The organism is Klebsiella sp. JB_Kp031 (assembly GCF_040064295.1).
In the GTDB taxonomy this organism is placed as follows: domain Bacteria; phylum Pseudomonadota; class Gammaproteobacteria; order Enterobacterales; family Enterobacteriaceae; genus Klebsiella; species Klebsiella quasipneumoniae.
The window spans coordinates 105,353-117,992 of sequence record NZ_JBEAJW010000027.1 but is presented as its reverse complement, the minus strand read 5'-3'; the positions used below and the strand labels follow the sequence as shown (position 1 = coordinate 117,992).

Genomic DNA, 12,640 nt, shown 5'->3' with positions numbered 1-12,640 from the left:
TATTGAGCATTGAGCCAAAAAAATATCACTGGACACTTATGGTACCGTCAACATTTCTTCGTTCTAAGCCCGCGCGCTGTCTGCCCGTATTGCTGGCGACTCTTCTTTTTGCTGGCTGCGGCACCCACACGCAGGATCAAAGCACGGCGTTTATGCAGGGTACGTCGCAGGCCAACTCCAGTTTCTACTTGCAGCAGATGCAGCAAAGCACGAATGATAGCAAGACCAACTGGCAATTACTCGCCATTCGTGCACTGCTGCAGGAAGGAAAGCAGCAGCAGGCCATCGACCTGTTTAACCAGCTGCCGTCAAACCTGGACAGCACCCAGGCCCGTGAACAGTCACTGCTGTCGATAGAAGTGAAGCTGGCGCAGAACGACTATCAGGGTGCCCGTACTCTGCTGGCTAAGCTTGACCCGGCAAGCCTGGAGCAGCCTCAGCAGGCGCGCTACTGGCAGGCGCAAATCGATGCCAGCCAGGGCAAACCCTCGGTGACTCTGCTGCGCGCCTTAATCGCCCAGCAGCCGCTGCTGAGCGATGCCAAACAGCGCCAGCAAAATATTGACGCGACCTGGCAAGCGCTGACTGCGATGACCCTGGATCAGGCCAATGCGCTGGTGATCAATGCCGATGAAAACACCCTCCAGGGCTGGCTGGATCTGCAGCGGATGTGGTTTGACAACCGCAACGATCCCACGCTGCTGAAAGCCGGCGTCAAAGACTGGCAGACGCGCTACCCGCAAAACCCTGGCGCCAAAATGCTGCCAACGGCGCTGGTGAACATGCAAAACTATAAGCCCGCCTCCATCAACAAGATTGCGCTTTTCCTGCCGCTGAACGGCCAGGCCTCGATCTTCGGCCGCACCATCCAGCAGGGCTTCGAAGCCGCCAAAAACGGCGCGCCGTCGGTGACGGGCAGCGCGATTCCCGCTCAGGTCGCTCAGGCGGCGAACACGTCCGGTAACGATGACGTGGTAAGCCCGTCGCAGGCGGAAATTAGCGATCTGACGGCTGCCGGAAGTCGCGCCGAACCGGTGCAGGCCCCGGCGCAAACTCAGGCAACGCCGGCGGCTCAGGCGCCGGAAGCGGCCACCACGCCGCAAACCACCGCGTCCACCCAGCCGGTCACCACCCCGGCCGCACAGCCGCAGCCAGTGGTCGCCACCGCCGCCAATCCCTCTGCGGAACTGAAAATTTACGATACCACCAGCCAGCCGATCGGCCAGCTCCTTGCCCAGGCTCAGCAGGACGGCGCCACCCTGGTCGTCGGGCCGCTGCTGAAAGAGAATGTCGAAGATGTTCTCAAGAGCAATACGCCGCTCAACGTGCTGGCGCTCAACCAGCCGGAGAAGGTCGAAGGCCGCGCTAATATCTGCTATTTCGCGCTGTCACCGGAAGACGAAGCGCGTGACGCCGCCCGACACATCCATCAACAGGGTAAACAGACGCCGTTGTTGCTGGTTCCGCGCGGCGCGCTGGGCGATCGTGTGGTCAACGCGTTTGCCGACGAGTGGCTGAAGCTGGGCGGCGCCAGCGTCCTGCAGCAGCGTTTTGGCTCCACGGCGGAGCTGCGCGCCGGCGTTAACGGCGGAGGGGGCATTGCGCTGAGCGGCACCCCGGTCTCCACCCTGCCATCAGCGCAGAACAGCGTCCTCGGCACGGCGGATGAAATGCCGGTTAGCAGCGGCGGCAGCGTCGATGCGGCCTATATCCTCGCCACCCCGGAACAGATTGGCTATATCAAACCCATGATCGCGATGCGCAACGGCAGCCAGAGCAATGTCACCTTGTACGCCAGTTCGCGCAGCGCACAGGGCACCGCAGGTCCGGATTTCCGTCTGGAGATGGAAGGCCTGCAGTATAGCGAAATCCCGATGCTGGCTGGCAGCAACCCGGCGTTGATGCAGCAGGCGCTGTCTGCGGTGCGCAATGACTACTCGCTGGCGCGTCTGTATGCGATGGGCGCTGACGCCTGGTCGCTGGCAAACCACTTCACGCAAATGCGCCAGACGCCGGGCTTCGAGCTGAACGGGAATACCGGCGATCTGACGGCGACTCAGGACTGCGTGATTACCAGGAAACTGTCATGGCTCAAATACCAGCAGGGACAAATCGTCCCGGCCAGCTAAGCAAACAGACCGGCGATGCATGGGAAAACCGTGCTCGCCGCTGGCTGGAAAGCCAGGGCCTGCGTTTTATTGCCGCCAATGCTCGCGAGCGTGGCGGCGAAATTGACCTCATTATGCGCGACGGCGCCGTCACCGTCTTTGTCGAGGTGCGCTACCGCCGCAGCGCTCTGTACGGTGACGCGGCGGCCAGCGTCACCCCGCAAAAACAGCAACGCCTGCTTAAAGCCGCCCGTTTGTGGCTCTGCCGACAGAATGGGAGCTTTGAGACTGTGGATTGCCGTTTCGATGTGGTAGCCTTCACCGGAAACGACATCCAATGGCTAAAAAACGCCTTTGGCGAATAGCGTAATACCAGAAGTAAGGGATCCCGTGCTCGACAGAATCAAAGCCTGCTTTACCGAAAGCATTCAAACCCAAATTGCCGCAGCAGAAGCACTCCCGGACGCCATCTCCCGGGCGGCGATGACGCTCGTGCAGTCCCTGCTCAACGGCAACAAAATCCTCTGTTGTGGTAATGGCACTTCCGCCGCCAACGCACAGCATTTTGCTGCCAGCATGATTAATCGTTTTGAAACGGAACGCCCTGGTTTACCCGCCATTGCACTAAACACCGATAATGTGGTCTTAACTGCCATCGCTAACGATCGCCTGCATGACGAGATTTACGCCAAGCAGGTGCGCGCCCTGGGACACGCTGGCGATGTGCTGCTGGCAATCTCCACGCGCGGTAACAGTCGGGACATCGTCAAGGCGGTGGAAGCCGCCGTGACCCGCGACATGACCATCGTCGCGTTAACCGGCTATGACGGCGGTGAGCTGGCGGGCCTGTTAGGTCAGCAGGATGTCGAAATCCGCATCCCCTCACACCGCAGCGCGCGTATCCAGGAGATGCATATGCTGACCGTCAACTGTCTGTGCGATTTGATAGATAACACTCTTTTTCCACACCAGGACGATTAAGGAGAACACATGAAGGCTCTCTCGCCCCTCGCCATCCTGCTTTCAGCACTACTGCTGCAGGGCTGCGTTGCCGCCGCGGTTGTCGGAACGGCAGCAGTCGGCACTAAAGCCGCAACGGACCCGCGTACGGTGGGAACCCAGGTCGATGACAGCACCCTGGAACTGCGCGTCAATAGCGCCTTGTCGAAAGATGAACAGATTAAGAAACAGGCCCGCATCAACGTTACCGCTTATCAGGGCAAAGTCCTGCTGACCGGTCAGTCGCCGACGCCGGATCTCTCTGCCCGCGCCAAGCAAATCGCCATGGGCGTGGAAGGAACCACGGAAGTGTTTAACGAAGTGCGCCAGGGCCAGCCGATTGGTTTAGGCACCGCCTCTTCTGATACCTGGATTACCACCAAGGTGCGTTCGCAGCTGCTGAGCACCGATCAGGTCAAATCATCGAACGTGAAGGTGACCACGGAAAACAGCGAAGTCTTCCTGATGGGACTGGTGACCGACCGTGAAGGCCGCGCGGCGGCGGATATCGCCAGCCGGGTGAGCGGCGTGTCCCGGGTGACCACCGCCTTTACCTACATTAAATAAAGCTGCAATTTCCCGGCTGGCGCTACGCTTAGCCGGGCCACCGCCCCCTGTCCGTTGTGTGCCGGGTAAGGCGTAGCCGCCGCCCGACACCCCATCCGGCTATCCGTACGTTTACGGCAAACTACACCAGCGCCAGCGCTCCAACAATCGCACCGCACAGCGCCACCAACCCGCCAGTCAGCCACAGCGCTTTGGCCGGAAAGGCTTTGCGCAGCATAATCAACGATGGCACGCTCACTGCCGGCAACGTAATCAGCAGCGCCAGCGCCGGCGCAACGCCCATCCCCGCCAGCATCATTGTCTGGACAATCGGAATTTCCGCCGCGGTAGGGATCACAAACAGACAGCCGGCGATCGCCATCGCGATGACCCAGAACAAGGTATTATCCACCACGCCATCGGCGTGCGGGAACAGCCAGACGCGCGCCGCCCCCAGCACCAGTACCGCGAGGATATAAACCGGGATGGTGTTCCAGAACAACGTCCACAGCGCCCGCAGCCAGCGGCTAAAGAAGCCGCCCTGGGCCGCTTTCGCTTGCGCTTCAGGCACCACGGCAGGCTGCGTCGCCGCCTCTTTTACCCATTTCTGCACCAGCGTCGCGACAATCAACACCGTCGCCAGGCCCGCCACCAGGCGAACCAGCGCAAACTGCCAGCCCAGCACGAAGCCCATAAACACCAACGTCGCCGGGTTGAGCAGCGGGTTGCCCATCCAGAACGCCAGCGCCCCGCCCATCGACACCTGCTGTTTGCGCATCCCGGCCGCGACCGGCGCGGCGCAGCAGGTGCACATCATGCCTGGCAGCGAGAAAATCGTCCCCAGCAGCGTCCCCTGAAAACGCGATTGTCCCAGGGTGCGCAGCAGCCAGTCGCGCGGGATCAGCACCTGAATCAGCGACCCGAGCAGCACGCCGAGCACCGCCGCTTTCCAGACGGCAAGGAAGTAAACCACCGCGTAGTCCCACGCCGCCTTCAGCGGGTTAGCGTCGGCCTGGGCGAGAATGGATTTACCGATACTGTGGGTTTCCGCAGCGGTGAAGGCTTTCCCGTAGTATGGCTGCCATTTGACGAACCACAGGCCGACAATCACGACGAGAAAGAAAAGCGCGGGCTTCCACCATTGAAATGGTGACGCCGCCTGAGATGAAGACTGACCAGCCATAGCATTCCCCAGCAAGAAATGTGGATATGAATTGAAGCCGTGAATACTACGCCGGAAGCCTGCGTTTGCAAACCGCTATTCCGCCTGCCGCGCGGCACGCTCCCGCAGCTCGGACGATGAGAGAATTTGCACCCCTTCGTGAGTAGGCGACAGCGCCTCCGCCAGCAGGGCAATCGCCACGTCGCGGGCCGCAATGGATTTCCAGTTCCCCGGTAAGAGTCGGAACAGCGGTTCGAGGAAGGTCTCATTGGCCCGCTTTTTTTCCCGCTCGCCTGAGAGCATTGACGGCCGGGCAATGGTCAGCCGCGGCCAACCCTGCTCGATCAGCGCCGCCTCCATTTCCCCCTTCACCCTATTGTAGAAAAACGGCGAGTGGGCGTTGGCGCCCATCGCGCTGACCACCAGCATATGTTGCGCACCCAGCCGTTTGCCGGTCAGCGCGGTATCAACCACCAGCGTGTAGTCAGCATGGACAAAGGCCTCTTTGCTCCCGGCCTCCCGGCGCGTCGTTCCCAGACAGCAGAAAACGATATCCACCGGGTCAACCACCTGCGCCAGGGCATCGGTCAACTGCGGATCGTGCGGATTAAAAACCCCTTCCGCCGGCGCCAGTGGGCGACGCGTCGGGGCGGCGATGGCGCTGATGCTCGGCTCATTCTGCAGCAGCCGAAGTAAGTGACCGCCAACTAACCCGGTCGCGCCGGTCAATAATACCTGACTCATTGATTCTCCTTTACAGAATTCTCCGCCTTGCACTTTCGGGCTCATGTTCCAGGCTTAATACCTTACAAGGTAAGTATCCACCATCCTCATGGAATTACCTCATTGACCATCCAGATAGCGGAGGAAACATGAGTAAAAAGATAGCCGTGCTCATTACCGACGACTTTGAAGATTCTGAATTTACCTCTCCCGCCGAGGCGTTTAAGCTCGCCGGGCATCAGGTCGTGACCATCGAAAAGCAGGCTGGCAAGACGGTGAAGGGTAAACAGGGAGAAGCAGAGGTCGCCATCGATCGGGCCATCGATGACGTCACACCGGGTGAATTTGATGCCTTGTTGCTGCCCGGGGGCTATTCCCCTGACCAGCTGCGCGGGGATGAACGCTTTGTCACCTTTACCCGCGATTTTGTCAACGGCGGGAAGCCGGTCTTCGCCATCTGCCACGGCCCGCAGCTGCTGATCAGCGCCGATGTGATCCGCGGGCGTAAGCTCACGGCGGTAAAACCGATCGTGGTGGATGTGAAAAACGCGGGGGGCGAGTTCTACGACCAGGAGGTGGTGGTCGATAACGAACAGCTGGTCACCAGCAGAACGCCGGACGATCTGCCGGCCTTCAATCGCGAAGCGCTACGCCTGCTCGGCGCCGGCATCGCGCCGCCAGTGTAGCTTTTTCCCGAACCCCAGCGTGTTGTCGGTAAACTTGATTTCGTCCGGACGAATCTCCCAAACCGGCGCCGACAACATGCGGGCCACCGGGAAGCGCTTGACGTAGCGCTGACGCATACGCGCCTCTTCGTCGCCGCGCAGTCGGCGGATCTCGCCCTGGAACTGCACGCCGCGGATCAGGGCCACGGTTTTTGGCTGGCCGTTGACCGTGCCGGCCACCTTTGCCCGCTCGCCGGTCATCTGGCCGTGGCGGGTGTGCTCATCGCTGAGCACGTAAAAGGCCACGCTATCCGGGTCATAGACGTAAAAGGCGTTCGCACACCACAGCTCGTCGTCGTGGGAGACGCACCAGGTGACGACGTGCTGTTTACTCAGCCAGCGGCCAATGGCGGCAAGCGTATCCATCTTTCTTCTCCATTATGCTATGGTGCCTACACCTTACCATAGTGACTTTATAACCGTGTGCTGGTTTCTGTATCTCATTCGAACCGCGGATAATCGCCTCTATACCGGCATCACCACCGATGTGCCGCGCCGCTTTCGCCAGCATCAGGCAGGGAAAGGCGCGAAGGCGTTGCGCGGCAAAGGCGACCTGCAGCTGGCCTTTAGCCATGAAGTTGGTGAACACTCACTTGCTTTGCGGCTGGAATACCGCATTAAGCAGCTAACGAAGCGCGAAAAAGAGCGCCTCGTTGCCGGAGAAGATACCGTCGAAACCCTGCTGGCAAGGCTCAAAAACGATTAAAGTGGTCGCTGTATTCGACCTGGCCGTGGACACCTTCGAGGGCGTCATCCGCCAGGCGGTGCACCTGGAACGCCTCCGCGCTGTCCGGCCAGCGGCAGCGGAGATCGAAGCGCGCGGCCGGTTCAAAACCAAAGCGACGGTATAACTCCGGGTCGCCCAGCGTCACCACCGCGGCATAGCCAAACTCATTCAGCGAATCCAGCCCTTCATAGACCAGCTGCCGGCCAATGCCCTGTCCACGGTAGCGTTCATCCACCGCCAGCGGCGCCAGGCCGACCCACTGTAGCTCTTCACCTTCCACCGCAACCGGGCTGAAGGCAACGTAGCCGATCACCTGGCCTTCATCATCCGTCGCCACTACCCCCAGCGTGATCAGTCCATCTTCACGCAGATCGTGCACCAGCTGCGCTTCGGCATCGCGGCCGAAGGTACGACGCAGCAGCGCGTCGATTCCCGGTGCATCAATCCCAATTTCCACTCGAATCAGCATGCCTCACCTACCGATGTCTGTTCAGGTTTCTGCGGGCTCTTCAGTCCAGCTTCGACAAAATCCGCCAGTTGCAGCAACATCACGCGCAGCGCTTTGGGCATCTGCTCGAGCTCAATGGCGTCCATCAAATTTTTTACATACAGCCCCAGCTCCGTATCGCCTTCAATAACCAGACGACGCTGGAAGAATAGCGTATCCGGATCCTGCTTGCGCGCGGCGATCATTAACAGATCGCTGGCGTCGGCGCTGAAGCTGACGTCGGCGTCCGCCTGCTGGCTGACCACCAGGCGACCATCGACTACCGAGGTATACCACAGCAGACCGATGTCACGCACATGAATACTTAACCAGCGCCCCTCGAGAAACTCCAGCTCTCCCTCCGCCAGCGCCTGGCGAAACTGCCAGCTAAGCACCTGCTCCAGCACCTGGCGCTTGAGGGCAAAAGGCGCCAGCTTAACCGGCACGCTCATTAAAGACGGGCCAAAGTGGACCAGCCGGGAACGCAGTTTATCCAACACAAGCTTTACTCCATGAATGCAATTGTGCCGCTATTGTGCCATATCACATAAACAACATAGCGGCGTAAATCAACAAAAACGCGATGACGGCAGCCCGTTATTGGCGCCGCCAATACACTTTTAACTGCCTCAAATCAAAAATTGTCACCAGAAGGTTAACTAAAATCCCTGCTCGTTAACCATTCAGCGTCCCTGACGGGCCGCATTTTTCAGGAAAAATTATGGAGCTGCTCTGCCCAGCCGGTAACCTTCCGGCGCTTAAGGCGGCCATCGAAAACGGCGCCGATGCCGTCTATATCGGGCTGAAAGATGACACCAACGCCCGCCACTTTGCCGGCCTTAATTTCACCGAAAAGAAACTGCAGGAAGCCGTCAGCTTTGTGCATCAGCACCGTCGTAAGCTGCATATCGCCATCAACACCTTCGCCCACCCCGACGGCTACGCCCGCTGGCAGCGCGCGGTGGATATGGCGGCTCAGTTGGGCGCCGATGCGCTCATTCTGGCCGATATCGCCATGCTGGAGTACGCCGCGGAGCGCTATCCGCATATAGAACGCCATGTCTCGGTACAGGCTTCCGCCACCAATGAAGAGGCCATTCGCTTCTATCATCGCAACTTCGACGTGGCGCGCGTCGTACTGCCGCGGGTGTTATCTATTCACCAGGTGAAACAGTTGGCTCGCGCCACGCCGGTGCCGCTGGAAGTCTTTGCCTTCGGCAGCCTGTGCATCATGGCGGAAGGCCGCTGCTATCTCTCTTCCTACCTGACCGGCGAATCGCCCAACACCGTCGGCGCCTGCTCGCCTGCCCGCTTCGTGCGCTGGCAGCAAACCCCACAGGGGCTGGAATCGCGCCTCAATGAAGTGCTGATTGACCGCTATCAGGATGGGGAAAACGCCGGTTACCCGACGTTGTGTAAAGGCCGCTACCTGGTCGATGGCGAGCGCTATCACGCGCTGGAGGAACCCACCAGCCTCAATACCCTGGAACTGTTGCCGGAGTTGATGGCCGCCAATATCGCCTCAGTGAAAATCGAAGGCCGTCAGCGCAGCCCGGCCTACGTCACCCAGGTAGCGAAAGTCTGGCGCCAGGCGATCGATCGCTGCAAAGCCGATCCACAGAATTTCGTGCCGCAATCCGCATGGATGGAAACCCTTGGCTCCATGTCCGAAGGGACACAAACCACCCTTGGCGCCTACCACCGTAAATGGCAGTGAGAAACATGAAATATTCATTAGGGCCGGTGCTTTACTACTGGCCAAAAGAGACGCTGGAAGATTTTTACCAGCAGGCAGCCAACTGCAGCGCCGACACCATTTATCTCGGCGAAGCGGTGTGCAGCAAACGCCGTGCCACCAAAGTCGGCGACTGGATTGAGATGGCGAAAGCGCTGGCGAGCAGCGGCAAACAGGTGGTGCTGTCTACTCTCGCACTGGTGCAGGCCTCCTCCGAACTGGGCGAGCTGAAGCGCTATGTCGATAACGGGGAGTTCCTGATTGAGGCCAGCGATTTGGGCGTGGTTAACCTCTGCGCCGAACGCAAGCTGCCGTTCGTCGCCGGGCATGCGCTGAACTGCTACAACGCCGTTACCCTGCGCCTGCTGTTAAAACAGGGCATGGTGCGCTGGTGCATGCCGGTGGAGCTTTCCCGCGACTGGCTGGCTAATTTACTGACCCAGTGCGAAGAGCTGGGCATTCGCAATCAGTTTGAAGTCGAAGTACTGAGCTACGGCCATCTGCCGCTGGCTTATTCCGCCCGCTGCTTTACCGCCCGCTCGGAAGATAGGCCAAAGGATGAGTGCGAGACCTGCTGCATCAAATACCCAACCGGACGCAGCATGCTGTCCCAGGAGAACCAGCAGGTGTTCGTGCTCAACGGTATCCAGACCATGAGCGGCTATGTCTACAACCTGGGCAATGAGCTGACGTCCATGCACGGCTTGGTGGATATGGTACGCCTGTCGCCGATGGGCAACGAGACCTTCGCCATGCTCGACGCCTTCCGCGCCAATGAAAACGGCGCTGCGCCGTTGGCGCTCACCGGCAACAGCGATTGCAACGGCTACTGGAAACGGCTGCCCGGGCTGGCGCTGCAGGCCTGATAAACCGCTCACTTTGTTAACAGCAGTGCTCAGATTTTAATGCATTATTAAAGATGCAGCTTTTCTGGCTGGCGCGTCCTGGATGCACCAGGCTGGAAGAAGACCTTCAATCTGATGACGATGCTGTAGCAAAGTGAGCCTTTATGACTGACAAATCTGTTCCGTTCTCGGTGCTCGATCTGGCGCCGATCCCGCAAGGATCTTCTGCCAAAGAAGCCTTTACCCACTCTCTGGATCTCGCCCGGCTGGCCGAATCGCGCGGTTATCACCGCTACTGGCTGGCGGAGCACCACAATATGGTCGGCATTGCCAGCGCAGCGACCTCGGTGCTGATTGGCTATCTCGCCGCCAATACCACTACCCTGCATCTGGGTTCCGGTGGCGTGATGTTGCCCAACCATTCGCCGCTGGTGATCGCCGAGCAGTTCGGCACCCTGAACACCCTCTATCCCGGGCGTATAGACCTCGGCCTTGGCCGCGCGCCGGGCAGCGATCAGCCCACCATGCGCGCCCTGCGTCGCCATATGAGCGGCGATGTCGATAACTTCCCGCGCGACGTGGGGGAACTGGTGGACTGGTTTGACGCCCGCGATCCGAACCCGCACGTGCGCCCGGTTCCCGGCTACGGGGAGCGCATTCCGGTGTGGCTGCTGGGTTCAAGCCTCTACAGCGCCCAGCTGGCGGCGCAGCTCGGTTTGCCGTTCGCATTCGCCTCGCACTTCGCGCCGGATATGCTGTTCCAGGCCCTGCACCTGTATCGCAGCAACTTTACGCCCTCCGCGCGGCTGGAAAAACCGTATGCCATGGTGTGCATCAATATCATCGCCGCCGACAGCAACCGCGATGCGGAGTTTCTCTTCACTTCCATGCAGCAGGCGTTTGTGAAGCTGCGTCGCGGCGAAACCGGACAGCTGCCGCCGCCGGTGGAAAATATGCATCAGCTGTGGTCAGCGTCCGAGCAGTATGGCGTGCAGCAGGCGCTGCGCATGTCGCTGGTGGGTGATAAAACTAAAGTCCGCCACGGCTTAGAGTCGATTATGCGGGAAACCGAGGCGGACGAAATCATGGTCAATGGCCAGATCTTCGACCACCAGGCGCGGCTGCATTCTTTCGATTTAGCGATGCAGGTGAAAGAGGAATTGTTGGGTTAATCAAAATCCAGGCCCGGTGGACGTCGCGCCACCGGGTAAGCCTCTTACTGGTAAACCGGCAGCAGATTAACGCTCGACAGAATGTGTACAACCGCATTGCCAAGGCCAAACAGTAGGATCAGCACAATCATCGGTGTTCCGCCCCATACGCGGAACTGTGGGCTGCCGAAGCGTTTACGCGAGGCGCGAGCCAGCAGCGCCGGTACAATCGCCGCCCAGATCGTCGCCGCCAGGCCGGCATAGCCGATGGCGTAGAGGAAGCCATCGGGTTTCACCAGCCCGCCCATCATCGGCGGAATAAATGTCAGCAGCGCAGTTTTAAAGCGCCCCAGCGCGCTGTCGTCAAAACCAAACAGATCCGCCAGGTAGTCGAACAGCCCCAGCGTGACGCCAAGGAACGAGCTGGCGACGGCAAAGTTAGAGAATACCACCAGCAGCAGATCCAGGCTCCGGCTGTTCAGCACCCCGCTCAGGGCCTGCACCAGCACATCAATATTGCCGCCCTTCTGCGCGATGTCGATAAACTGCGGACGCGGGATATTGCCCATCGTCACCAGCAGCCAGACCACGTACAGACCCAGCGCCAGCAGCGTACCGTAGGTTAAGCAGCGGATAATGGTGCGTGGATCTTTGCCGTAGTATTTCATCAGGCTCGGCACATTGCCGTGGTAGCCAAACGAGGCCAGGCAGAACGGCAGCGTCATTAGCAGATATGGCGCATAGGAGGCGTTCTTTTCCGCAACGTTAAACAGCGTCGTCGGCTCGACGTGCCCCAGCAGACTGCCAAAGGTCAGGAAGAAAGTGATCACCTTGGCGCCGAGCACAATAGCCGTCATGCGGCTCACCGCCCTGGTGCTCATCCAGACGATAAATGCCACCAGCAGCGCAAAGCCAAAACCCGCCGCCCGCGCCGGCACGTTCAGCGACATCTCGCTAAACGTATGATGTAGTATCGAGCCGCTGGCTGAAATATAGGCGTAGGTCAGGATATACAGCACAAAGGCGATCGACACGCCGTTGACCAGGTTCCAGCCCTTGCCGAGCAGGTCTTTGGTAATGGTGTCGAAGCTGGAGCCGATCCGGTAGTTAAGGTTGGCCTCGAGGATCATCAGACCGGAGTGCAGCATGCAGAACCAGGTGAAAACCAGCGCCGCCAGCGACCAGAAAAACCACGCGCCGGACATCACCACCGGCAGCGAGAACATACCCGCGCCGATAATCGTGCCGCCGATGATCACCACGCCGCCAAACAGGGACGGACGGGTTGCCGTAGTGGTTAGTGTCGCCATTTACCGAAATCTCCAGTCAAAAATACTTTCCCACGATGGGTGCGAAGCACTGTACCAGTACACGAGTACAAAAGAAATAAAAAAAGCCCCAATCATGACGATCGGGGCTGTATTATTTAGTT

At 59.5% G+C, this 12,640-nt stretch carries 15 protein-coding genes; 9 read left to right on the top strand and 6 right to left on the bottom strand.

Annotated elements, in window-relative coordinates; genetic code table 11:
- The first annotated feature begins 38 nt into the window (after nt 1-38).
- From ABLV64_RS12335 to dolP, 4 genes are read left to right on the top strand one after another with little or no spacing between them, the layout of a single operon-like run.
- Nucleotides 39-2,129 carry a penicillin-binding protein activator gene (locus ABLV64_RS12335; RefSeq protein WP_348843285.1) on the top strand — a complete coding sequence of 697 codons (2,091 nt, stop codon included), beginning with the start codon at nt 39-41 and terminating at the stop codon, nt 2,127-2,129.
- The gene (locus ABLV64_RS12330; protein WP_004206155.1) at nt 2,087-2,473 is read left to right on the top strand and encodes a YraN family protein; all 387 of its coding nucleotides are present in this window, start codon (nt 2,087-2,089) and stop codon (nt 2,471-2,473) included. Before ABLV64_RS12335 ends, ABLV64_RS12330 begins: the two co-directional genes overlap by 43 nt.
- A 25-nt stretch (nt 2,474-2,498) precedes the next feature.
- Entirely contained in the window at nt 2,499-3,089 is a 591-nt protein-coding gene (gene diaA, locus ABLV64_RS12325; RefSeq protein ID WP_002918211.1) for a DnaA initiator-associating protein DiaA, read from the top strand.
- 9 nt (nt 3,090-3,098) lie between these two features.
- Complete coding sequence (gene dolP, locus ABLV64_RS12320; protein ID WP_002918214.1) at nt 3,099-3,674, top strand: division/outer membrane stress-associated lipid-binding lipoprotein; 576 nt, start codon at nt 3,099-3,101, stop codon at nt 3,672-3,674.
- 121 nt (nt 3,675-3,795) lie between these two features.
- On the opposite strand, the gene ABLV64_RS12315 is transcribed toward dolP, so the two are convergent.
- Together ABLV64_RS12315 and ABLV64_RS12310 are read right to left on the bottom strand one after the other, a co-directional pair.
- Nucleotides 3,796-4,836 carry a permease gene (locus tag ABLV64_RS12315; protein ID WP_004206156.1) on the bottom strand — a complete coding sequence of 347 codons (1,041 nt, stop codon included), beginning with the start codon at nt 4,834-4,836 and terminating at the stop codon, nt 3,796-3,798.
- Nucleotides 4,837-4,911: 75 nt separating this feature from the next.
- The gene (locus tag ABLV64_RS12310; protein ID WP_004206158.1) at nt 4,912-5,559 is read right to left on the bottom strand and encodes an NAD(P)H-binding protein; all 648 of its coding nucleotides are present in this window, start codon (nt 5,557-5,559) and stop codon (nt 4,912-4,914) included.
- A gap of 128 nt (nt 5,560-5,687) precedes the next feature.
- On the opposite strand from ABLV64_RS12310, the gene ABLV64_RS12305 reads away from it, so the two are divergent.
- Nucleotides 5,688-6,224 (top strand): type 1 glutamine amidotransferase domain-containing protein, encoded by a 537-nt coding sequence (locus tag ABLV64_RS12305; protein WP_004206160.1) that lies wholly within the window; start codon nt 5,688-5,690, stop codon nt 6,222-6,224.
- On the opposite strand, the gene ABLV64_RS12300 is transcribed toward ABLV64_RS12305, so the two are convergent.
- Entirely contained in the window at nt 6,186-6,629 is a 444-nt protein-coding gene (locus ABLV64_RS12300) for a YhbP family protein (RefSeq protein WP_065903871.1), read from the bottom strand. The genes ABLV64_RS12305 and ABLV64_RS12300 overlap by 39 nt on opposite strands.
- Nucleotides 6,630-6,678: 49 nt before the next feature.
- Here ABLV64_RS12300 and ABLV64_RS12295 point away from each other — a divergent pair, with 49 nt between their 5' ends.
- Nucleotides 6,679-6,969, top strand: a complete 291-nt coding sequence (locus tag ABLV64_RS12295; protein WP_025999208.1) for a GIY-YIG nuclease family protein — start codon at nt 6,679-6,681, stop codon at nt 6,967-6,969.
- Here the strand turns inward: ABLV64_RS12295 and ABLV64_RS12290 are convergent.
- Both ABLV64_RS12290 and ABLV64_RS12285 read right to left on the bottom strand, forming a co-directional pair.
- The gene (locus ABLV64_RS12290; protein ID WP_004206163.1) at nt 6,956-7,459 is read right to left on the bottom strand and encodes an N-acetyltransferase; all 504 of its coding nucleotides are present in this window, start codon (nt 7,457-7,459) and stop codon (nt 6,956-6,958) included. The two genes, ABLV64_RS12295 and ABLV64_RS12290, sit on opposite strands and share 14 nt — an antisense overlap.
- Entirely contained in the window at nt 7,453-7,977 is a 525-nt protein-coding gene (locus tag ABLV64_RS12285; protein WP_002918231.1) for an SCP2 domain-containing protein, read from the bottom strand. Before ABLV64_RS12285 ends, ABLV64_RS12290 begins: the two co-directional genes overlap by 7 nt.
- 221 nt (nt 7,978-8,198) lie before the next feature.
- Between ABLV64_RS12285 and ABLV64_RS12280 the strand changes: the two genes are divergently transcribed.
- The 3 genes from ABLV64_RS12280 to ABLV64_RS12270 all read left to right on the top strand — a co-directional run bounded on the left by ABLV64_RS12280 (nt 8,199) and on the right by ABLV64_RS12270 (nt 11,229).
- Nucleotides 8,199-9,194 (top strand): peptidase U32 family protein, encoded by a 996-nt coding sequence (locus ABLV64_RS12280; protein ID WP_004206164.1) that lies wholly within the window; start codon nt 8,199-8,201, stop codon nt 9,192-9,194.
- Nucleotides 9,195-9,199: 5 nt separating this feature from the next.
- Nucleotides 9,200-10,078 carry a U32 family peptidase gene (locus ABLV64_RS12275; RefSeq protein ID WP_064150911.1) on the top strand — a complete coding sequence of 293 codons (879 nt, stop codon included), beginning with the start codon at nt 9,200-9,202 and terminating at the stop codon, nt 10,076-10,078.
- Between the two features lie 143 nt (nt 10,079-10,221).
- The gene (locus tag ABLV64_RS12270; RefSeq protein ID WP_065878028.1) at nt 10,222-11,229 is read left to right on the top strand and encodes an LLM class flavin-dependent oxidoreductase; all 1,008 of its coding nucleotides are present in this window, start codon (nt 10,222-10,224) and stop codon (nt 11,227-11,229) included.
- A gap of 44 nt (nt 11,230-11,273) precedes the next feature.
- Here the strand turns inward: ABLV64_RS12270 and mtr are convergent, their stop codons facing one another.
- Nucleotides 11,274-12,518, bottom strand: coding sequence for a tryptophan permease (mtr, locus tag ABLV64_RS12265; protein WP_004206167.1), 1,245 nt, complete (start codon nt 12,516-12,518; stop codon nt 11,274-11,276).
- Between the last annotated feature and the right edge of the window lie 122 nt (nt 12,519-12,640).